Origin of the sequence: Limnohabitans curvus, assembly GCF_003063475.1 — a bacterium.
Taxonomy (GTDB): domain Bacteria; phylum Pseudomonadota; class Gammaproteobacteria; order Burkholderiales; family Burkholderiaceae_C; genus Limnohabitans; species Limnohabitans curvus.
Genome location: NZ_NESP01000001.1, coordinates 1,648,161 through 1,665,503 on the forward strand (window position 1 = coordinate 1,648,161; position 17,343 = coordinate 1,665,503).

Annotated in this window: 26 protein-coding genes and 1 tRNA gene; 24 read left to right on the forward strand and 3 right to left on the reverse strand. The window is 54.7% G+C overall.

What is annotated here, in order from left to right; all coding sequences use genetic code 11:
* Window positions 1-28: 28 nt before the first annotated feature.
* The 3 genes from recG to B9Z44_RS08285 are packed head-to-tail and all read left to right on the forward strand — an operon-like array spanning window position 29 to window position 4,075.
* The gene (gene recG, locus B9Z44_RS08275) at window positions 29-2,179 is read left to right on the forward strand and encodes an ATP-dependent DNA helicase RecG (RefSeq protein ID WP_108402151.1); all 2,151 of its coding nucleotides are present in this window, start codon (window positions 29-31) and stop codon (window positions 2,177-2,179) included.
* 14 nt (window positions 2,180-2,193) lie between these two features.
* Complete coding sequence (locus B9Z44_RS08280) at window positions 2,194-3,159, forward strand: LysR substrate-binding domain-containing protein (RefSeq protein ID WP_108360245.1); 966 nt, start codon at window positions 2,194-2,196, stop codon at window positions 3,157-3,159.
* Between the two features lie 13 nt (window positions 3,160-3,172).
* Window positions 3,173-4,075 (forward strand): 4-hydroxybenzoate octaprenyltransferase, encoded by a 903-nt coding sequence (locus tag B9Z44_RS08285; protein WP_108402152.1) that lies wholly within the window; start codon window positions 3,173-3,175, stop codon window positions 4,073-4,075.
* 79 nt (window positions 4,076-4,154) lie between these two features.
* On the opposite strand, the gene B9Z44_RS08290 is transcribed toward B9Z44_RS08285, so the two are convergent.
* Together B9Z44_RS08290 and proC are read right to left on the reverse strand one after the other, a co-directional pair.
* Window positions 4,155-4,376, reverse strand: coding sequence for a hypothetical protein (locus B9Z44_RS08290; RefSeq protein WP_108360243.1), 222 nt, complete (start codon window positions 4,374-4,376; stop codon window positions 4,155-4,157).
* A gap of 59 nt (window positions 4,377-4,435) precedes the next feature.
* Window positions 4,436-5,266: a pyrroline-5-carboxylate reductase gene (proC, locus tag B9Z44_RS08295; protein ID WP_108402860.1), complete on the reverse strand. Its 831-nt coding sequence runs from the start codon at window positions 5,264-5,266 to the stop codon at window positions 4,436-4,438.
* Window positions 5,267-5,484: 218 nt separating this feature from the next.
* On the opposite strand from proC, the gene rplN reads away from it, so the two are divergent.
* The 21 genes from rplN to B9Z44_RS08400 all read left to right on the forward strand — a co-directional run bounded on the left by rplN (window position 5,485) and on the right by B9Z44_RS08400 (window position 16,589).
* Window positions 5,485-5,853, forward strand: a complete 369-nt coding sequence (gene rplN / locus B9Z44_RS08300) for a 50S ribosomal protein L14 (protein ID WP_053172537.1) — start codon at window positions 5,485-5,487, stop codon at window positions 5,851-5,853.
* Between the two features lie 9 nt (window positions 5,854-5,862).
* Window positions 5,863-6,183, forward strand: a complete 321-nt coding sequence (rplX, locus tag B9Z44_RS08305; RefSeq protein ID WP_104796737.1) for a 50S ribosomal protein L24 — start codon at window positions 5,863-5,865, stop codon at window positions 6,181-6,183.
* A 2-nt stretch (window positions 6,184-6,185) separates the two neighbouring features.
* Window positions 6,186-6,740, forward strand: coding sequence for a 50S ribosomal protein L5 (gene rplE / locus B9Z44_RS08310; protein ID WP_108402154.1), 555 nt, complete (start codon window positions 6,186-6,188; stop codon window positions 6,738-6,740).
* Window positions 6,733-7,038, forward strand: coding sequence for a 30S ribosomal protein S14 (rpsN, locus tag B9Z44_RS08315; protein WP_108360242.1), 306 nt, complete (start codon window positions 6,733-6,735; stop codon window positions 7,036-7,038). Before rplE ends, rpsN begins: the two co-directional genes overlap by 8 nt.
* A 17-nt stretch (window positions 7,039-7,055) precedes the next feature.
* Window positions 7,056-7,451, forward strand: coding sequence for a 30S ribosomal protein S8 (gene rpsH / locus B9Z44_RS08320; RefSeq protein WP_104796734.1), 396 nt, complete (start codon window positions 7,056-7,058; stop codon window positions 7,449-7,451).
* 24 nt (window positions 7,452-7,475) lie between these two features.
* Window positions 7,476-8,009 carry a 50S ribosomal protein L6 gene (gene rplF, locus B9Z44_RS08325; protein ID WP_108402155.1) on the forward strand — a complete coding sequence of 178 codons (534 nt, stop codon included), beginning with the start codon at window positions 7,476-7,478 and terminating at the stop codon, window positions 8,007-8,009.
* Between the two features lie 11 nt (window positions 8,010-8,020).
* Window positions 8,021-8,386 carry a 50S ribosomal protein L18 gene (gene rplR / locus B9Z44_RS08330; RefSeq protein WP_108360240.1) on the forward strand — a complete coding sequence of 122 codons (366 nt, stop codon included), beginning with the start codon at window positions 8,021-8,023 and terminating at the stop codon, window positions 8,384-8,386.
* Window positions 8,387-8,404: 18 nt separating this feature from the next.
* A complete protein-coding gene (gene rpsE / locus B9Z44_RS08335; RefSeq protein WP_108360239.1) occupies window positions 8,405-8,923 on the forward strand; it encodes a 30S ribosomal protein S5 in 519 nt (172 codons plus the stop codon).
* Window positions 8,924-8,937: 14 nt separating this feature from the next.
* Window positions 8,938-9,120 (forward strand): 50S ribosomal protein L30, encoded by a 183-nt coding sequence (gene rpmD / locus B9Z44_RS08340; protein WP_104796730.1) that lies wholly within the window; start codon window positions 8,938-8,940, stop codon window positions 9,118-9,120.
* A gap of 10 nt (window positions 9,121-9,130) precedes the next feature.
* Entirely contained in the window at window positions 9,131-9,562 is a 432-nt protein-coding gene (gene rplO, locus B9Z44_RS08345) for a 50S ribosomal protein L15 (protein ID WP_104796729.1), read from the forward strand.
* 28 nt (window positions 9,563-9,590) lie between these two features.
* Window positions 9,591-10,904, forward strand: coding sequence for a preprotein translocase subunit SecY (gene secY, locus B9Z44_RS08350; protein WP_108360238.1), 1,314 nt, complete (start codon window positions 9,591-9,593; stop codon window positions 10,902-10,904).
* A gap of 71 nt (window positions 10,905-10,975) precedes the next feature.
* The gene (rpmJ, locus tag B9Z44_RS08355) at window positions 10,976-11,089 is read left to right on the forward strand and encodes a 50S ribosomal protein L36 (protein ID WP_011481465.1); all 114 of its coding nucleotides are present in this window, start codon (window positions 10,976-10,978) and stop codon (window positions 11,087-11,089) included.
* Window positions 11,090-11,114: 25 nt separating this feature from the next.
* Complete coding sequence (rpsM, locus tag B9Z44_RS08360) at window positions 11,115-11,480, forward strand: 30S ribosomal protein S13 (RefSeq protein WP_108360237.1); 366 nt, start codon at window positions 11,115-11,117, stop codon at window positions 11,478-11,480.
* A 12-nt stretch (window positions 11,481-11,492) separates the two neighbouring features.
* Window positions 11,493-11,894: a 30S ribosomal protein S11 gene (rpsK, locus tag B9Z44_RS08365; RefSeq protein WP_100133809.1), complete on the forward strand. Its 402-nt coding sequence runs from the start codon at window positions 11,493-11,495 to the stop codon at window positions 11,892-11,894.
* Between the two features lie 102 nt (window positions 11,895-11,996).
* Window positions 11,997-12,620 carry a 30S ribosomal protein S4 gene (gene rpsD / locus B9Z44_RS08370; protein WP_108360236.1) on the forward strand — a complete coding sequence of 208 codons (624 nt, stop codon included), beginning with the start codon at window positions 11,997-11,999 and terminating at the stop codon, window positions 12,618-12,620.
* A 112-nt stretch (window positions 12,621-12,732) separates the two neighbouring features.
* A complete protein-coding gene (locus B9Z44_RS08375; protein ID WP_108360235.1) occupies window positions 12,733-13,725 on the forward strand; it encodes a DNA-directed RNA polymerase subunit alpha in 993 nt (330 codons plus the stop codon).
* A gap of 77 nt (window positions 13,726-13,802) precedes the next feature.
* Window positions 13,803-14,198 (forward strand): 50S ribosomal protein L17, encoded by a 396-nt coding sequence (gene rplQ / locus B9Z44_RS08380; RefSeq protein WP_108360234.1) that lies wholly within the window; start codon window positions 13,803-13,805, stop codon window positions 14,196-14,198.
* Window positions 14,199-14,220: 22 nt separating this feature from the next.
* Window positions 14,221-14,297 (forward strand) — tRNA-Met (locus tag B9Z44_RS08385).
* A 54-nt stretch (window positions 14,298-14,351) separates the two neighbouring features.
* A complete protein-coding gene (locus tag B9Z44_RS08390) occupies window positions 14,352-15,203 on the forward strand; it encodes an alpha/beta fold hydrolase (protein WP_108402156.1) in 852 nt (283 codons plus the stop codon).
* A gap of 44 nt (window positions 15,204-15,247) precedes the next feature.
* Window positions 15,248-15,592: a DUF1840 domain-containing protein gene (locus B9Z44_RS08395; RefSeq protein WP_108402157.1), complete on the forward strand. Its 345-nt coding sequence runs from the start codon at window positions 15,248-15,250 to the stop codon at window positions 15,590-15,592.
* The gene (locus B9Z44_RS08400; protein WP_108402158.1) at window positions 15,558-16,589 is read left to right on the forward strand and encodes a serine/threonine protein kinase; all 1,032 of its coding nucleotides are present in this window, start codon (window positions 15,558-15,560) and stop codon (window positions 16,587-16,589) included. Before B9Z44_RS08395 ends, B9Z44_RS08400 begins: the two co-directional genes overlap by 35 nt.
* Before the next feature lie 6 nt (window positions 16,590-16,595).
* Here B9Z44_RS08400 and B9Z44_RS08405 read toward each other — a convergent pair whose 3' ends face one another.
* Window positions 16,596-17,327, reverse strand: a complete 732-nt coding sequence (locus B9Z44_RS08405) for a haloacid dehalogenase type II (protein WP_108360297.1) — start codon at window positions 17,325-17,327, stop codon at window positions 16,596-16,598.
* Between the last annotated feature and the right edge of the window lie 16 nt (window positions 17,328-17,343).

Consider the following 17,343-nt stretch of genomic DNA (forward strand, 5'->3'; position numbering starts at 1 on the left):
GATCAAATGACAGAGGCACAATTGTCCCATGACTCGCACCAAGCCATCCGTGAAGCTGGAAGCTAAATCGGAAAGTAAACCCCTCTCCGCACCGCAAAAAGCGTTGCGCAAGCTAGGGCTGGACCGCGACATCGATTTGGCTCTGCACCTACCCCTGCGTTACGAAGACGAAACGCGCATCGTGCGGCTGGCCGATACGCGCGAGGGCGACATGGCGCAAATTGAGGCCACGGTGGTGTCGTGTGACATCGCCTACAAGCCGCGCCGCCAATTGCTGGTGGTGGTGGACGATGGCTCAGACACTTGCACGCTGCGCTTCTTTAGCTTCTACCCATCTCAACAAAAAGCTTTGGCTGTGGGCAACCGCCTGCGTTTGCGTGGTGAGGTGAAGGGCGGCTTTATGGGCCGCACCATGATGCACCCCAGTTTTCACATGGCCGGTGGCGAGCTGCCCAATGCGCTCACGCCGGTGTACCCCACGTCGGCGGGTTTGCCGCAGGTGTATTTGCGCAAGGCGGTGCACAGCGGGCTGGTGCATGCCGCACGGCATGGTGCGTTTGTCGAGACGATTCCACCCGAGTACATGCCGCGTTCGGCCATGAGTGCTGGCGCGAAGGCGTGGAGCCTTGAGCAGTCCCTACATTTTTTGCACCACCCTACGCCCGATGTGTCGCTGGCGCAGCTGGAAGACCGCACGCACCCAGCGTGGCAACGCTTGAAGGCTGAAGAGTTGCTGGCGCAGCAGCTGTCGCAGCTGCAGTCCAAACGTGCGCGTGACGAGTTGCGCGCGCCTGCCTTGGTGTTGAAAAAAGGTGGCTTGCACGAGCAGCTGCTGGGCGTGTTGCCGTTTGGTTTAACGGCTGCGCAGCGCCGCGTGGGCGAGGAAATTGCACAAGACCTGATGCGTCAAGTGCCCATGCACCGTTTGTTGCAAGGCGATGTGGGTTCGGGCAAAACCGTGGTGGCTGCTTTGGCCGCGGCGGTGGCGATGGATGGCGGCTGGCAATGTGCGCTGATGGCCCCGACAGAAATTTTGGCCGAGCAGCACTTTCGCAAACTCATTGGCTGGCTAGAGCCTTTGCTTTCGCCACTGGGTAAGCGCGTGGCTTGGCTCACGGGCAGCCAAAAGAAAAAAGAACGCACAGAAATGTTGGGGCTCATCGCCAGTGGCGAAGCTGCCTTGGTGGTGGGCACGCATGCGGTGATTCAAGAGCAGGTGCAGTTCAAAAACTTAGCCTTGGCCATCATTGACGAGCAGCACCGATTTGGTGTGGCGCAGCGCCTGGCCCTGCGCGAGAAGATGCTCACGCACGACGGCATGCCAGAGCAAGAGCCGCACATGCTGATGATGAGCGCCACGCCCATTCCTCGCACCTTGGCCATGAGCTATTACGCCGACCTTGATGTGTCTACCTTGGACGAGTTGCCACCGGGCCGCACGCCCGTGGTGACCAAGCTGGTGTCCGAGTCCCGCCGCGATGAGTTGATAGAGCGCATTCGCCATCAACTGGATGAAGGTCGTCAGGTCTATTGGGTGTGCCCGCTGATTGAAGAAAGCGAAGCGCTGGATTTGACCAACGCGACCGAGACACACGCCTTGCTGACCGAGGCACTCAACCCGCCGGGGGTGAAGCCCGTGTTGGTGGGCCTGTTGCATTCACGCATGCCGCCTGCTGAGAAAAAAGCGGTCATGGCCCAGTTTGAAAGCGGTGCCATGGGCGTGTTGGTCAGCACCACGGTGATTGAAGTGGGCGTGGATGTGCCCAATGCCTCGTTGATGGTGATTGAACATGCCGAACGTTTTGGTCTGAGCCAGTTGCACCAGTTGCGTGGGCGTGTGGGTCGCGGTGCGGCTGCATCGGCCTGTGTGCTGATGTACGCCACCGGCGAGAGTGGGCGCGTGAGCGAAACCGCCCGCGAGCGGTTGCGTGCGATGGTGGAAACCTCAGACGGGTTTGAAATTGCACGACGCGATTTGGAAATTCGTGGACCCGGTGAGTTTTTGGGTGCGCGCCAATCTGGCGCGGCTTTGCTGCGATTTGCGGATTTGGCCGAAGACGGCGAACTGCTGCAATGGGCCAGAGAGTTGGCGCCGTTGATGCTCGACATGTACCCAGAGTTGGCCGAGCGACACGTGAGCCGCTGGTTGGGTGGAAAATCGGATTTTTTGAAGGCCTAACCTCTTAAACGCACATGACCCTTACCGAACTCAAATACATCGTGGCTGTGGCCCGCGAAAAGCACTTTGGCCGCGCGGCCGAGGCCTGCTTTGTGTCGCAACCCACGCTGTCGGTGGCCATCAAAAAGCTCGAAGAAGAGTTGGATGTGAAGCTGTTTGAGCGCAGCGCCAACGAAGTGGCCGTCACGTCTTTGGGCGAAGAAATCATCCGTCAAGCGCAAAGCGTGTTGGAGCAAGCGGCCAACATCAAAGAAATTGCCAAGCGTGGCAAAGACCCGTTGGCAGGTCCGTTGAAGCTGGGCGTGATTTACACGATTGGCCCGTACTTGCTGCCTAGCCTGGTGCGCCAAGCGATTTCACGGACGCCGCAAATGCCGCTGATGCTGCAAGAAAACTTCACCGTCAAGTTGCTGGAAATGTTGCGCACCGGCGAGATTGATTGCGCCATCATGGCTGAGCCTTTCCCAGACACGGGCCTTGCCACTGCGCCTTTGTATGACGAGCCCTTCATGGCCGCAGTCCCTAGCAACCATTCGCTGGCGGCTTTGAAGGAGGTCAGCGCGGATGCGTTGAAAAATGAAACCATGTTGCTGCTGGGCAATGGCCACTGCTTTCGCGACCATGTGCTGGAGGTGTGCCCCGAGTTCGCCCGTTTCTCTAGCAATGCCGAGGGGATTCAAAAGAGCTTTGAAGGTTCGTCGCTGGAGACCATCAAACACATGGTGGCGGCAGGCATGGGCGTCACGCTGGTGCCGCGTTTGAGCGTGCCCAAAGAAGCGCTGAATACACAGGCCAAGCGCAAAAAAAATGAAGAGACGTATGTGCGCTATTTGCCCATCACCGACGACAAAGGCGGTGAACCGCCCACACGCCGCGTGGTGTTGGCGTGGCGCCGCAGCTTCACGCGCTACGAAGCGATTGCTGCTTTGCGTAACGCCATCTATGCCTGCGAATTGCCAGGCGTGACCCGTCTGTCTTGAAGGTGTATGTGTGATGCGTGAACGCTTGGCCTTGTATTTAGACTTGATTCGCTGGAACCGTCCCGCCGGTTGGTTGCTGTTGTTGTGGCCCTCGCTTGCTGCGTTGTGGGTGGCGGCAGATGGCTGGCCCGGCTGGCATTTGCTGGCGGTGTTTGTGCTGGGGACTGTCCTGATGCGCAGCGCAGGCTGCTGCATCAACGATGTCGCCGATCGCGAGTTTGACCGTCACGTCAAACGCACCGCAGAGCGACCCGTCACACGCGGCGCGGTGTCGGTGCGCGAGGCTTTGCTGGTGGGCGCCGTGCTGGCGCTGGCTGCATTTGGCTTGGTGCTCACCACCAACCCCGCCACCATCGTGTGGTCGTTTGCAGGCCTGGCCGTGACTTTGATGTATCCCTACGCCAAACGTTATGTGTCGATGCCGCAAGCGGTGTTGGGCGTGGCGTTTAGCTTTGGCATTCCTTTGGCGTTTGTCGCGGTGGGCGGTGCCAGGTTGACGTGGCAAGACATCCACTTGCAAACCTTGAACGATGTGGTGCCCATGCAAGCTTGGGGCTTGATGTTGTTCAATTTGTTTTGGGTGTTGGCGTATGACACCGAGTACGCGATGGTCGACCGCGACGACGACCTTCGAATTGGCATGAAGACCTCGGCCATCACCTTGGGCCGCCATGACGTGTCGGCGATCATGGCGTTTTATGCGGTCTATCTCTGCGGCTGGTATGGTTTGTTGGCGTCCGAAAAACTGGGCGGGGCTTGGACGTTCGCCTTGTGCTTGGCGGCATTGCAAGCGGTGTGGCACTTTTTGCTCATCCTTGATCGTTCGCGGGATGGATGTTTCAGAGCGTTTCGCTTAAACCATTGGCTGGGCGGCACCGTATTCGCTGGCATTGCCGTGAGTTACGCCTTGCGCTGATCGTGCGCACCATGCGGCCATGAAAAAAGCGCTTGGGCGAATGCCGCAAGCGCTTTTTTTCAAGCTTTAAGCGTTTGGCTTAGTGAGCTTTGGCCTTTTTAGATTTCTTCTTTTTCAGTTTCTTTTTCTTGGCCTTCTTGGCTTTTTTCGCTGTGGCTGAATCGGTGTTGGTCACGGCAGGTGCCGTGGCTTGCTCAGGTTGTGCCACAGGCGCGGCGGGCATGGCAGGGGCTTGTGCCACAGATGTCAAAGGCAAGCCCAATGCAGCAGCCGACAAGAGAGAAAGAAGAAGTTTGTTCATGGAATCAAGTGGTTTAAAAATCAACACGAATATTGTCTCACCAGAGGGGCTGCAAAAGCTTACGCGCCAAACTCGTCGCCTAGCTCGTGCGCGCGTATTTCTGCGGCTTTAAGCGCGGTTTCGAACAGTTGGCCTAGGTGGGCGTTTTGCATCGAGGTGATGGCGGCATAAGTGGTGCCGCCTTTCGATGTGACGCGTTCACGCAAGACCGAGGGTGGCTCGCTGGCAGTCTTGGCCAGTTGTGACGCGCCTTCAAACGTGCCGATGGCCAGTTGCGTTGCTTGCTCTGCGGTCAGGCCCATCTTCACGCCCGCTTCAACCATCGCCTCAATGAAAAAGAACACATACGCAGGGCCAGAGCCCGAGATGGCGGTGACGGCATCCAGCAATGGCTCGTCTTTCACCCATAGCAGTGCGCCTGTGGTGGCAACGACTTGCTCAATCCATGCCTTGTCTGCCGCGGTCACGGCTGCGCGGGCAAACAAGCCGGTTTGCCCCAGTCCCACGAGTGCAGGGGTGTTGGGCATGGCGCGCACCACGCGCTCGGTGCCAAGCCAGTTGGCAATGCTGTCGCTGCGAATACCGGCGGCCACGCTCAGGTGCAGGGCATGGGCGCAGAAGCTACGCGTTTGTTGTGCGGCTTCTTTGAAGGTTTGGGGTTTGACGGCCCAAATCACAAGGCCTGCTTCTGCCAAGGTGGCATCGGCGACGGCCAAAATGCGCACGCCAAATTGCGCCTGTAGGCGCTGGCGCGCTTCTTCAAAAGGCTCAACCACCAAGATGCGGTTGGCGGGCGTGCCTTGCTTGATCAGGCCGCCGATGATGGCGCTGGCCATGTTGCCGCCGCCAATGAATGCAAGGGTTTGAGAGGTGTTAGAGGGTGTAGACATGAAAGAATTGTCGGTCAATCCAGAAAGATTCATAAAAATAGTTTGACGCGGCCTGAAAAGTTATGGCATAATTTGCGGCTCCGCTAAAAAAGCGGGGTTTATCTGCCCCAAGTTGAAGCGTTGCGAGTGGTTCGCGATGTGGATGACGGGCCCAAGACTGATCGGTCTTGTGTGTGACGCGAGTTGCGCCAAGACTGATGCAAGTTGGGAATATTGAAATGATCCAAACTGAAACACGGTTAGATGTCGCTGACAACACCGGTGCGAAGTCCGTTTTGTGCATTAAGGTGCTCGGCGGTTCTAAGCGTCGCTATGCAAGCGTGGGCGACATCATCAAGGTGAGCATCAAAGAAGCCGCTCCGCGTGGCCGCGTCAAAAAAGGCGAGGTGTATAGCGCTGTTGTGGTCCGTACTGCCAAAGGCATCCGCCGTGGCGACGGTTCGCTCGTCAAATTCGATGGCAACGCAGCTGTGTTGCTGAATGCAAAGTTGGAGCCTATCGGCACCCGTATCTTCGGCCCAGTGACGCGCGAGTTGCGCACTGAGAAGTTCATGAAGATCGTGTCATTGGCTCCTGAAGTTCTGTAAGGGCTAGCAATGAACAAGATTCGCAAAGGCGACCAAGTCATCGTCCTTACTGGGCGTGACAAAGGCAAGCGTGGCGTTGTGTCGCTGCGTAAAGATGACAGCCACTTGGTGGTCGACGGTATCAACTTGGTGAAAAAACACACCAAGCCAAATCCAATGGCTGGCACGCAAGGTGGCATCGTTGATAAAACAATGCCTATTCATCAGTCCAACGTAGCCATTTTCAATGCTGCTACTGGTAAGGCTGATCGTGTTGGCATCAAAGTCCTGGCAGACGGCAGCAAAGTGCGCGTCTACAAGTCCAGCGGCGAAGAAATCAAGGCGGCATAAATATGGCACGACTCCAACAACACTACCGCGAAAAAGTGGCTGCTGAACTGACTGCTAAGTTCGGTTATACATCGCCCATGCAAGTTCCACGTTTGACCAAAATCACGTTGAACATGGGTGTGAGCGAGGCTGTGGCTGACAAAAAAGTCATGGACAACGCTGTCAATGACTTGACCAAAATCGCGGGCCAAAAGCCTGTGGTGACCAAGGCTAAGAAGGCGATCGCGGGTTTCAAAATCCGTGAAGGCCAGCCTATCGGTTGCATGGTGACTTTGCGCGGCGTTCAGATGTATGAATTCTTGGACCGTTTCGTGACCGTGGCTTTGCCTCGCGTTCGTGACTTCCGTGGTATTTCTGTCCGTGCCTTTGATGGTCGTGGCAACTACAACATCGGCGTAAAAGAGCAAATCATTTTCCCTGAGATTGAGTACGACAAAGTCGACGCACTGCGCGGCCTCAACATCAGCATCACCACGACGGCTAAGACTGACGAAGAGTGCAAAGCGCTTCTCGCTGGTTTCCGTTTCCCATTCAAGACAGAGGTGGCACGTGGCTAAACAAGCATTGATCGAGCGCGAGCTCAAGCGTGACCGTTTGGTTGCAAAGTACGCTGCTAAGCATGCTGAGTTGAAGGCAATTGCCACCGACTTCAAGCGTAGCGATGAAGAGCGCGCAGCTGCCCGTTTGGGTCTGCAAAAGTTGCCTCGCAACGCGAACCCAACACGTCAACGTAACCGTTGCGCAATCACCGGTCGTCCACGTGGCACGTTCCGCCAATTCGGCCTTGGCCGCGCCAAGATCCGTGAATTAGCCTTCCAAGGCAACATTCCCGGCATCACCAAAGCCAGCTGGTAATAGGCAGGAGATTCAATATGAGCATGAGTGATCCAATCGCCGACTTGCTGACTCGCATCCGCAACGCGCAAATGGTGGCTAAGCCCACTGTGATGGTGCCATCTTCCAAAGTGAAGATCGCCATTGCGCAAGTGCTGAAAGACGAAGGCTACATCGACGGTTTTCAAATTAAAAAAGACGCTGGCAAGACTGAGCTTGAGATTACTCTCAAGTACTACGCAGGTCGTCCAGTGATCGAACGCATTGAACGTGTGAGCCGTCCTGGCTTGCGCGTTTACAAAGGCTGCGGCGCTATCCCCCAAGTCATGAATGGCATGGGTGTGGCAATTGTCACAACACCTCAAGGTGTGATGACTGACCGCAAAGCACGCGCTACCGGTGTCGGTGGCGAAGTGTTGTGCTACGTCGCTTAACCGCAGCCTAAAGGAAAGACTGAAATGTCCCGAGTAGGAAAAATGCCTGTGACCATCCCCCAAGGTGTGGATGTGTCTGTTAATAACGCCCAAATCAGTGTGAAGGGTTCCGGCGGTACGCTGTCGGTTGCTGCCCACGCATTAGTGAAGGTTGTCAACGAAGCTGGTCAAGTGACTTTCACGCCAGTTGATGACTCTCGCGAAGCCAACGCCATGAGCGGTACTTTGCGTCAATTGGTCAACAACATGGTGACCGGTGTGACCAAAGGCTTCGAGAAGAAGTTGATTTTGGTTGGTGTGGGTTACAAAGCTGCGGCACAAGGTTCTAAATTGAACTTGGCCGTGGGTTTCTCTCACCCCGTCAACAAAGACATGCCTGAAGGTATCAAGGTTGAGACGCCAGCGCCAACCGAGATCATCATCAAAGGTGCTGACCGTCAACGCGTCGGTCAAGTGGCCGCTGAGATTCGTGCAATTCGCCCCCCAGAGCCTTACAAAGGCAAGGGCATCCGTTATTCGGATGAGAAGATCACGATCAAAGAGACCAAGAAGAAATAAGGAGCTGCAAAATGTTGACCAAAAAAGAGCAGCGACTCCGCCGGGCACGTCAAACACGTATTCGCATCGCCAACCAAGGCGTTGCACGTTTGATGGTGAACCGCACCAACTTGCACATCTACGCTACTGTGGTTTCCGCTTGCGGTACCAAAGTGGTTGCGACAGCATCCTCAGCCGAAGCCGATGTGCGCAAGCAACTGGGCGCAACAGGCAAAGGCGGCAACGTCGATGCGGCGCAAATGATTGGCAAGCTGATCGCTGAAAAGGCGAAAAAAGCTGGCGTCGAAAAAGTGGCGTTTGACCGTTCAGGTTTTGCTTACCACGGTCGCGTCAAGGCTTTGGCCGACGCAGCCCGCGAAGCTGGCTTGCAGTTCTAATCGGATTGGAAATTACACATGGCTAAATTTCAAGCTAAAGCGCAGGGTGATGGTCCAGAAGACGGACTCCGCGAAAAAATGATCGCGGTCAACCGCGTCACCAAAGTGGTTAAAGGCGGCCGTATTCTCGGTTTCGCAGCTTTGACTGTGGTCGGTGATGGCGATGGCCGCGTGGGCATGGGCAAGGGCAAGTCGAAAGAAGTGCCAGCTGCTGTCCAAAAAGCGATGGAAGAAGCCCGTCGCAACATGACAAAAGTCACTTTGAAAAACGGCACGATTCACCACAAGGTGCACGGTCGTCACGGTGCTGCAAACGTCATGATGATTCCAGCACCTAAGGGTACCGGCATCATTGCAGGCGGTCCAATGCGCGCTGTGTTCGAAGTGATGGGCATCACTGACATCGTGGCAAAGAGCCACGGTACATCGAACCCATACAACATGGTTCGTGCAACTTTGGATGCTTTGAACAATTCCACTACGCCAGCAGAAGTTGCTGCTAAGCGTGGCAAGAATATCGAAGAAATCTTCGCCTAATTCCGGAGCATTCGATGACTACCCCTCAAACTGTGAAGATCCAATTGGTGCGTAGCCCAATTGGCACCAAAGAATCGCACCGTGCCACCGTTCGTGGCTTGGGCTTGCGCAAACTGAATTCTGTGAGCGAGTTGCAAGACACGCCTGCAGTGCGCGGCATGATTAACAAGATCAGCTATCTGGTCAAAGTGCTGTAAAAGGTTAAAGATGGAACTCAATAACATCACCCACGCACCTGGCGCAAAACACGCCAAGCGTCGCGTTGGTCGCGGTATTGGCTCTGGCCTCGGTAAGACTGCTGGTCGCGGTCACAAAGGTCAAAAGTCACGTTCAGGCGGCTACCACAAGGTTGGTTTCGAAGGCGGTCAAATGCCTTTGCAACGTCGTTTGCCTAAGCGTGGCTTCAAGTCCACCACTTTGAAGTACAACGACGAAGTGACATTGGCTGACTTGCAACAACTCGGCGCTGCTGAAGTTGATATGTTGACACTGAAGGCCGCTGGCCTCGTGGCATCTATCGCTCGCGTGGTCAAAGTTGTCAAGACTGGCGAATTGACTACAGCTGTCAAACTCAATGGTATCGGCGCTACTGCCGGTGCTAAAGCTGCGATCGAAGCCGCTGGCGGCTCTGTCGCTTAATCGTTCGATTCAATAGGAATAGCACTCCGTGGCAACTACCGCTCCATCGATTGGCAATACCGACAAGTTCGGCGACCTCCGTCGCCGACTGGTTTTCTTGCTGCTCGCCCTGGTGGTGTACCGCGTGGGTGCGCACATTCCTGTGCCCGGCATCGACCCTAACCAGTTGCAACAACTGTTCAAAGGTCAGCAGGGCGGTATTTTGAGCTTGTTCAACATGTTCTCCGGTGGCGCTTTGTCGCGTTTCACGGTGTTCGCTTTGGGCATCATGCCTTACATCTCTGCATCGATCATCATGCAGTTGCTGACTTATGTGTTGCCCTCTTTGGAGCAGCTCAAAAAAGAAGGCGAAGCAGGTCGTCGCAAAATCACTCAGTACACACGTTTCGGCACTTTGGGCTTGGCTTTGTTCCAGTCCATGGGCATTGCCTTGGCGTTGGAAGCATCAGCTGGTTTGGTCAACGTGCCAGGCTTTGGTTTCCGCATGACAGCCATGGTCAGCTTGACCGCTGGCACCATGTTTCTGATGTGGTTGGGTGAGCAAATCACTGAGCGTGGTTTGGGTAACGGTATCTCTATACTGATTTTTGCTGGTATCGCAGCAGGCTTACCAGGTTCTATCGGTGGTTTGCTTGAATTGGTGCGTACTGGTGCGATGAGCATTTTGGCTGCCATCCTCATCGTGATTGTTGTGGCTTTGGTCACTTACTTCGTGGTGTTTGTCGAGCGTGGCCAACGCAAAATCTTGGTGAACTATGCGCGTCGCCAAGTGGGTAACAAAGTGTATGGCGGTCAATCGTCTCACTTGCCCTTGAAGTTGAATATGGCGGGTGTGATTCCTCCCATCTTTGCTTCGTCCATCATTCTCTTGCCCGCAACTGTGGTGAGCTGGTTCAGCTCTGGTGACAGCATGCGTTGGCTCAAAGATATTTCTGCAGCACTTGCACCTGGACAACCTGTCTATGTGATGTTGTATGCAGCTGCGATTGTTTTCTTTTGCTTCTTTTACACCGCCTTGGTCTTTAACAGCCGAGAAACAGCGGATAATCTGAAGAAGAGCGGTGCTTTCGTTCCCGGTATTCGTCCCGGTGACCACACTGCCAAATACATCGACAAAATTTTGGTTCGACTCACGCTTGCGGGCGCCGTGTACATCACCTTTGTGTGCTTGCTACCTGAGTTCTTGATCTTGAAATACAACGTGCCTTTCTACTTCGGTGGTACTTCGTTGCTGATTATTGTGGTTGTCACCATGGACTTTATGGCCCAAGTGCAAAACTACATGATGAGCCAACAGTACGAATCGCTGTTGAAGAAGGCAAGTTTCAAAACAACGCTCTAACGGGCCAAGTAAAAAAAGTCGTGTTTCATGCCAATTAGGGTGTGAAATGAAATGAGTTTTAGGAGAGTGAAATGAGAGTTTCGGCTTCGGTCAAAAAAATTTGCCGCAACTGCAAAATCATCCGCCGCAAGGGCGTGGTTCGTGTGATCTGTACAGATCCACGCCACAAACAGCGTCAAGGTTGATTGAACTGGTTTAAAGAGGACGCACATGGCACGTATCGCTGGCATTAACATTCCGCCGCACAAACACACTGAAATCGGCTTGACAGCCATTTTTGGTATTGGTCGCACACGCGCTCGCAAAATTTGCGAAGCAACTGGCATTGATTACGCAAAGAAGATCAAAGATCTGACTGACTCGGACCTCGAAAAGATCCGTGATCAGATCGCTGAATTCACGATTGAAGGTGACTTGCGTCGCGAAACAACAATGAACATCAAGCGTTTGATGGACATCGGTTGCTACCGCGGCTTCCGTCACCGTCGTGGTCTGCCTATGCGTGGCCAACGTACGCGTACCAACGCTCGTACACGCAAGGGTCCGCGTAAAGCAGCCCAGTCGTTGAAGAAATAATAGGACTGAACAATGGCTAAATCTCCAAGCGGCGCAGCTTCACGCGTACGTAAAAAGGTTCGTAAGAACATTGCTGACGGTATCGCGCACGTGCACGCGTCGTTCAACAACACCATCATCACCATCACTGACCGCCAAGGCAATGCATTGTCATGGGCTTCGTCAGGTGGTCAAGGTTTCAAGGGCTCACGCAAGTCCACACCTTTCGCAGCTCAAGTGGCTTCGGAAGTTGCGGGTCGCGCAGCCGTTGATCAAGGCATCAAAAATCTTGATGTCGAGATCAAAGGCCCAGGTCCTGGCCGTGAATCTTCAGTGCGTGCTTTGGCCGCATTGGGCATTCGCATCAACTCGATTGCTGACGTGACTCCAGTGCCGCACAACGGCTGCCGTCCACAAAAGCGTCGTCGTATCTAAGCGTTCTTCGCTTTTTACTGTTAACCACAAGCCCACCGCCGCTGGCTAACCCCCAGCGGCTCCTCGCTTCTTGCGAGCAGCTGATTAGATAAGGAAATTCAAGTGGCACGTTACCTAGGCCCCAAGGCCAAACTCTCACGCCGTGAAGGCACCGACTTGTTCTTGAAGAGCGCACGCCGCTCGATCAGCGACAAGTGCAAATTCGACAGCAAGCCAGGCCAACACGGCCGCACTTCAGGTCAGCGTACGTCTGACTTCGGTTTGCAATTGCGCGAAAAGCAAAAAGTCAAACGCATGTACGGTGTGTTGGAGCGTCAGTTCCGCCGTTACTTCGCAGCTGCTGACCGCCAAAAAGGCAACACCGGTGCAAACCTGTTGACTATTTTGGAAACACGTTTGGACAACGTGGTGTACCGCATGGGCTTCGGCTCTACACGTGCTGAAGCACGTCAGTTGGTGTCACACAAAGCCATCACCGTGAACGGTCAACAAGTCAACATCGCTTCTTACTTGGTGAAAGCCGGTGACGTAGTGGCTGTGCGCGAAAAGTCTAAAAAGCAAGGTCGCGTATTGGAAGCTCTCGAATTGGCCAAACAAGTGGGCATGCCTGCTTGGGTTGAAGTGAACCTCGAAAAAGCTGAAGGCGTCTTCAAGAAGACCCCAGACCGCGACGAATTCGCTGCAGACATCAACGAATCTCTGATCGTCGAACTTTACTCGCGTTAATCCTGGTTGAAGTTTTCAACCTAACGCACCCCACGCTGCCCGCTCGCGCAGCGTGGTCCAGACACCCAGCCTTACCGGTGTAACGAACCGGGGGTATTGAGAGGAAATCTGAATGCAAACGAACTTGCTGAAACCAAAAAATATTCACGTCGAGCAATTGGGTCACAACCGCGCCAAGGTCACCTTGGAGCCGTTTGAGCGTGGCTATGGCCACACGTTGGGCAATGCCCTGCGTCGCGTTTTGTTGTCTTCCATGGTTGGTTATGCCGTGACTGAAGTCACCATCGCTGGCGTAGTGCACGAATACTCGTCCATCGACGGCGTGCAAGAAGACGTGGTCAACATTTTGTTGAACCTCAAAGGCGTTGTGTTCAAGATGCACAACCGCGATGAAGTCACTTTGAGCTTGCGCAAAGACGGCGAAGGCGCTGTCACTGCTGCAGACATTCAAGTGCCTCACGATGTTGAAATCATCAACCCTGAGCACGTGATTGCTAATTTGTCGCACGGCGGCAAGATCGACATTCAACTCAAAGTTGAAACAGGCCGTGGCTATGTGCCAGGTACTGTGCGTCGTTATGGTGAAGAGCCAAGCAAGTCCATCGGCCGTATCGTGTTGGACGCATCGTTCTCACCTGTGAGCCGCGTGAGCTACAGCGTTGAAAACGCCCGCGTTGAACAACGTACCGACCTCGACCGTTTGGTCATGGAAATCGAAACCAACGGTGCCATCACTGCAGAAGACGCTGTGCGCGCTTCTTCAAAGATTTTGGTTGAGCAACTGGCTGTGTTCGCACAGTTGGAAGGCGACGCCATCAACGGCATCATGGAAGCAGCTGCACCACGCGGTGGCCAACAGTTCGATCCGATCTTGTTGCGCCCTGTTGATGAGTTGGAATTGACCGTTCGTTCGGCCAACTGCTTGAAAGCAGAAAACATCTATTACATCGGTGACCTGATTCAGCGCACTGAAAACGAGTTGCTCAAGACCCCTAACCTGGGTCGTAAGTCACTTAACGAAATCAAAGAAGTTCTCGCTTCTCGTGGTTTGACCTTGGGCATGAAGCTCGAGAGCTGGCCACCTGCAGGTTTAGAGCGTCGTTGAACTTAAAATAATCACTGACATAACGTCCCCTGGCCGTACCTGATACGGCGGCCGGCAAAACATCAAAGGAAATCAAAATGCGTCACGGACACGGACTTCGCAAACTTAACCGCACAACATCACATCGTTTGGCGATGTTGCGCAACATGATGAATTCGCTCATCGAGCACGAAGCCATCAAAACCACATTGCCTAAAGCCAAAGAATTGCGTCGCGTCATCGAGCCGATGATCACTTTGGCGAAAGAGCCTACCGTTGCAAACCGCCGCTTGGCATTCGACCGCTTGCGCGATCGTGACAGCGTTGTGAAGTTGTTCAACGAATTGGGCCCACGTTTCAAGACACGTCCAGGTGGTTACACCCGTATTTTGAAAATGGGTTTCCGCGTGGGCGACAACGCACCAATGGCTTATGTTGAATTGGTAGACCGCGCAGAAGTTTCTGAGGCATCTTCTACCGAAACAGCCGCTTAATAGGTTATACTAATCCTCTTGACGCGCGATGGAGCAGCCTGGTAGCTCGTTGGGCTCATAACCCAAAGGTCGTAGGTTCAAATCCTACTCGCGCAACCACTTTAAAACGCCCGCTGAATTTATTCAGTGGGCGTTTTTCTTGGAAGATTCGAAATGGTCGAAATCAAACGGATTGAGGCGCAATCGCAGCGCATCGTTCAAGCCTACGCTTGGGGTGAGGTCGTGTGGCACGTTTGGGGGACGCATCAGGCGGCTCCGAGCTCTACACATGCATCTTCACATGAGGCGCCCTTGGTGCTTTTGCACGGCGGCTCAGGCAGCTGGACGCACTGGCTGCGCAATGTGGAACACATCGCCCAATATCGTCCCGTTTGGGTGTTAGACATCCCCGGGTTTGGTGACTCCAGCGTGCCGCCTGACGTCTGGGATGCCGATGGGCTTGTGCCTTATCTAGCCGAAATATTGAAAGCAACATTTGATGTTCGTGCCGTCGATGTCATGGCCTTTTCATTTGGCGGCATGACGGTCGGATTGCTTGCCGCGGCGCACCCCGAATGCATTCGCAGCATGGTGCTGGTGGGGGTTCCTGGTTTGGGCCTGTTTGGACAAACATTGCCGATGCGCGGCATGACAGTGGACATGGATGCTGCAGCACAGCGCGACGTGCACCGACACAACCTCAATGCCATGATGTTTGCGCATGCAGACAGCGTCACAGAAGACGTGATCGATTTGCAGCAAGCCAATGTGGGCCGTGATCGGATGCGCCGCCGTCGTATCGCGCGCACGGATGTGTTGGCGAAAGCCCAGGCACGCTGGACGTGTCCTGTGCATGGCGTCTGGGGCGCTCAAGATGCTCTGTACGAAAGAACGTTGTCGCAAGTGCCAAAGGTGTTGACGCGCCTGACATCATTCACCGTGGTACCTGATGCTGGGCACTGGGTGATGTTCGAGCGACCCGATGCGTTTCATGCTGTGGTGGATCCACTGCTGCAAGGTCGATAACAAATGACTTTCACGACGACGCACAAGAGCGCACAATAAAAAGCATGCTGTACAAATTCAAATCAAAAGCCACAGGCGATCTGATCATGCTGGAGCCGCAAGGCAAACACATTCTCAAGCTGATTGGCAAAGAATCGGGAGCCCAAGGCATCATCTTGCCCAATGAAATGTTGGGTGCTATTGAGGCCTTGAATGCTGCCGTAGCGCAAGAAGAGTTGGCGCATCAAACCGCCAAAGAAGCCGCTCAAAGTGGCAATGTGCAGGAGGAGGGCGCAGCGCCCGCGACCAGCGGTCTGCGCACCATCAGCTTAAAGCAACGTGTTGTGCCCTTCATCGACATGCTGCGCCGCGCACATGCGGAAGACAAAGAGGTGGTTTGGGGTGTTTGATGACACGCCCACGCACCATGCCTACGAAGCACTCACGCCCGATGTGGTGTTGGATGCATTGTCCGATTTGGGGCTCGAAGTCGATGGTCGACTCACCGCTTTGAGTTCGTACGAAAACCGTGTGTACCAAGTCATGCTCGATGACAACGCCTCGGTGGTTGCCAAGTTTTATCGGCCAGAGCGTTGGACGGACGCGCAGATTTTGGAAGAGCATAGTTTTGCCGCAGAGTTGATGGCAGACGAAGTGCCACTGGTGGGCCCTCTCATGCTGCACGGCAAAACCTTGCATCACGCGCATGGGTTTGCATTCAGCGTCAGTCCGCGTCGTGGGGGACGTATGCCTGAGCTAGACGATGCGGAAGTGTTGGAGTGGATTGGCCGCTTCATCGCGCGTATTCATAACGTCGGCGCGCAACACAACTTTGCAACACGCCCCACCTTGAGTGTGAATACGTTTGCTATTGAGTCGCGTGATTGGTTGATGGCGCACCGCATCATCCCGATGGACCAACAAACCGAATGGCTGGCGGTCTGCAACCAGGCCATTGACATGGCACAAGAGAAATTTGCAATGCATCCTCCGGACCACATCCGCCTGCATGGCGACTGCCACCCCGGCAATATTTTGTGGACGCCCACTGACTTACCCAACGGTGGTCCGCACTTTGTCGATTTAGACGATGCACGCATGGGCCCTGCCATTCAAGATGTGTGGATGTTGCTCAGTGGCGATCGTGCGCAACGCACACAACAACTGTCGATGCTGTTAGATGGCTACGAACAAATGCGTGAACTCAATCGCAGCGAGCTGGCCTTGATTGAACCGCTGCGCACCTTGCGCTTGATTCACTACAGCGCTTGGTTGGCACGTCGCAAGGACGATCCTGCGTTCGCACAGCACTTCTCATGGTTTGGCAGCAGTGACTACTGGGCGGGGCAAACGCACATGTTGGTGGAGCAATGCGAAGCCATGCAAGAAGAACCGCTCTACGTTTAACGGGACTTAGCAACCCAACGCATCGGCAAGCGCATGAATGTCGCGCACATGCAAATCGTTGCCCGCCTGAGGCGACACATCTTTGGGTTGCGATGCACCAAACTCCAAAGGCCGCTCGATGTAGGCCGTGCGCAAACCACAAGCTCTCGCACCTTCTAAGTCGTCATGGTGCGCAGCACAGAGCATGACTTGATGAGGCTGCACATCAAAGGTCTGTGCCACACCCAGATAGGTGGCGGGGTCAGGCTTATAGGCGCGAAACACTTCGGCGGACAAGATGCAATCCCATGGCAGTCCCGCTCGCTTGGCCATGTTCGTCAGTAGGCCTAGATTCCCATTCGACAAGCTGCAAATGGTGAATTTCTTTTTCAAGCGAAGCAGCCCCGCCACGCTATCAGGCCACGCGTCTAAGCGATGCCACACGCGGTTGAGGTGCACGCGTTCGGCTTCACTCAAATGCGCTAAGCCAAACCTTGGCAACAAGTCATCCAGAATCAAACGGTGTAGCTCATCAATGCGCGTCCAGCCCAGCTCGCCAGAGCGCACGCGAGCCATGGCCGGCTGATAGCCCGCTCGCCAAGCTAGGGCAAACGCATTGGCATCGACGGAGGGGTAGAGCGCTTGCACTTCGCGCACGATGCTGCCATGCCAGTCGACGACCGTGCCAAAAATGTCAAAGGCCAACACGTGTGTGTTGGCCTTCAAGTCGTCTAGCAACGCGGGGTAAGGGGTGTCCATGTGTGTCATGGACGGT

Coding starts and splice junctions, on each gene's coding strand:
- recG (WP_108402151.1), top strand. CDS start 29: ATGACTCGCACCAAGCCATCCGTGAAGCTGGAAGCTAAATCGGAAAGT.
- B9Z44_RS08280 (WP_108360245.1), top strand. CDS start 2,194: ATGACCCTTACCGAACTCAAATACATCGTGGCTGTGGCCCGCGAAAAG.
- B9Z44_RS08285 (WP_108402152.1), top strand. CDS start 3,173: ATGCGTGAACGCTTGGCCTTGTATTTAGACTTGATTCGCTGGAACCGT.
- B9Z44_RS08290 (WP_108360243.1), bottom strand. CDS start 4,376: ATGAACAAACTTCTTCTTTCTCTCTTGTCGGCTGCTGCATTGGGCTTG.
- proC (WP_108402860.1), bottom strand. CDS start 5,266: ATGTCTACACCCTCTAACACCTCTCAAACCCTTGCATTCATTGGCGGC.
- rplN (WP_053172537.1), top strand. CDS start 5,485: ATGATCCAAACTGAAACACGGTTAGATGTCGCTGACAACACCGGTGCG.
- rplX (WP_104796737.1), top strand. CDS start 5,863: ATGAACAAGATTCGCAAAGGCGACCAAGTCATCGTCCTTACTGGGCGT.
- rplE (WP_108402154.1), top strand. CDS start 6,186: ATGGCACGACTCCAACAACACTACCGCGAAAAAGTGGCTGCTGAACTG.
- rpsH (WP_104796734.1), top strand. CDS start 7,056: ATGAGCATGAGTGATCCAATCGCCGACTTGCTGACTCGCATCCGCAAC.
- rplF (WP_108402155.1), top strand. CDS start 7,476: ATGTCCCGAGTAGGAAAAATGCCTGTGACCATCCCCCAAGGTGTGGAT.
- rplR (WP_108360240.1), top strand. CDS start 8,021: ATGTTGACCAAAAAAGAGCAGCGACTCCGCCGGGCACGTCAAACACGT.
- rpsE (WP_108360239.1), top strand. CDS start 8,405: ATGGCTAAATTTCAAGCTAAAGCGCAGGGTGATGGTCCAGAAGACGGA.
- rpmD (WP_104796730.1), top strand. CDS start 8,938: ATGACTACCCCTCAAACTGTGAAGATCCAATTGGTGCGTAGCCCAATT.
- rplO (WP_104796729.1), top strand. CDS start 9,131: ATGGAACTCAATAACATCACCCACGCACCTGGCGCAAAACACGCCAAG.
- rpmJ (WP_011481465.1), top strand. CDS start 10,976: ATGAGAGTTTCGGCTTCGGTCAAAAAAATTTGCCGCAACTGCAAAATC.
- rpsM (WP_108360237.1), top strand. CDS start 11,115: ATGGCACGTATCGCTGGCATTAACATTCCGCCGCACAAACACACTGAA.
- rpsK (WP_100133809.1), top strand. CDS start 11,493: ATGGCTAAATCTCCAAGCGGCGCAGCTTCACGCGTACGTAAAAAGGTT.
- B9Z44_RS08375 (WP_108360235.1), top strand. CDS start 12,733: ATGCAAACGAACTTGCTGAAACCAAAAAATATTCACGTCGAGCAATTG.
- rplQ (WP_108360234.1), top strand. CDS start 13,803: ATGCGTCACGGACACGGACTTCGCAAACTTAACCGCACAACATCACAT.
- B9Z44_RS08390 (WP_108402156.1), top strand. CDS start 14,352: ATGGTCGAAATCAAACGGATTGAGGCGCAATCGCAGCGCATCGTTCAA.
- B9Z44_RS08395 (WP_108402157.1), top strand. CDS start 15,248: ATGCTGTACAAATTCAAATCAAAAGCCACAGGCGATCTGATCATGCTG.
- B9Z44_RS08400 (WP_108402158.1), top strand. CDS start 15,558: ATGCGGAAGACAAAGAGGTGGTTTGGGGTGTTTGATGACACGCCCACG.
- B9Z44_RS08405 (WP_108360297.1), bottom strand. CDS start 17,327: ATGGACACCCCTTACCCCGCGTTGCTAGACGACTTGAAGGCCAACACA.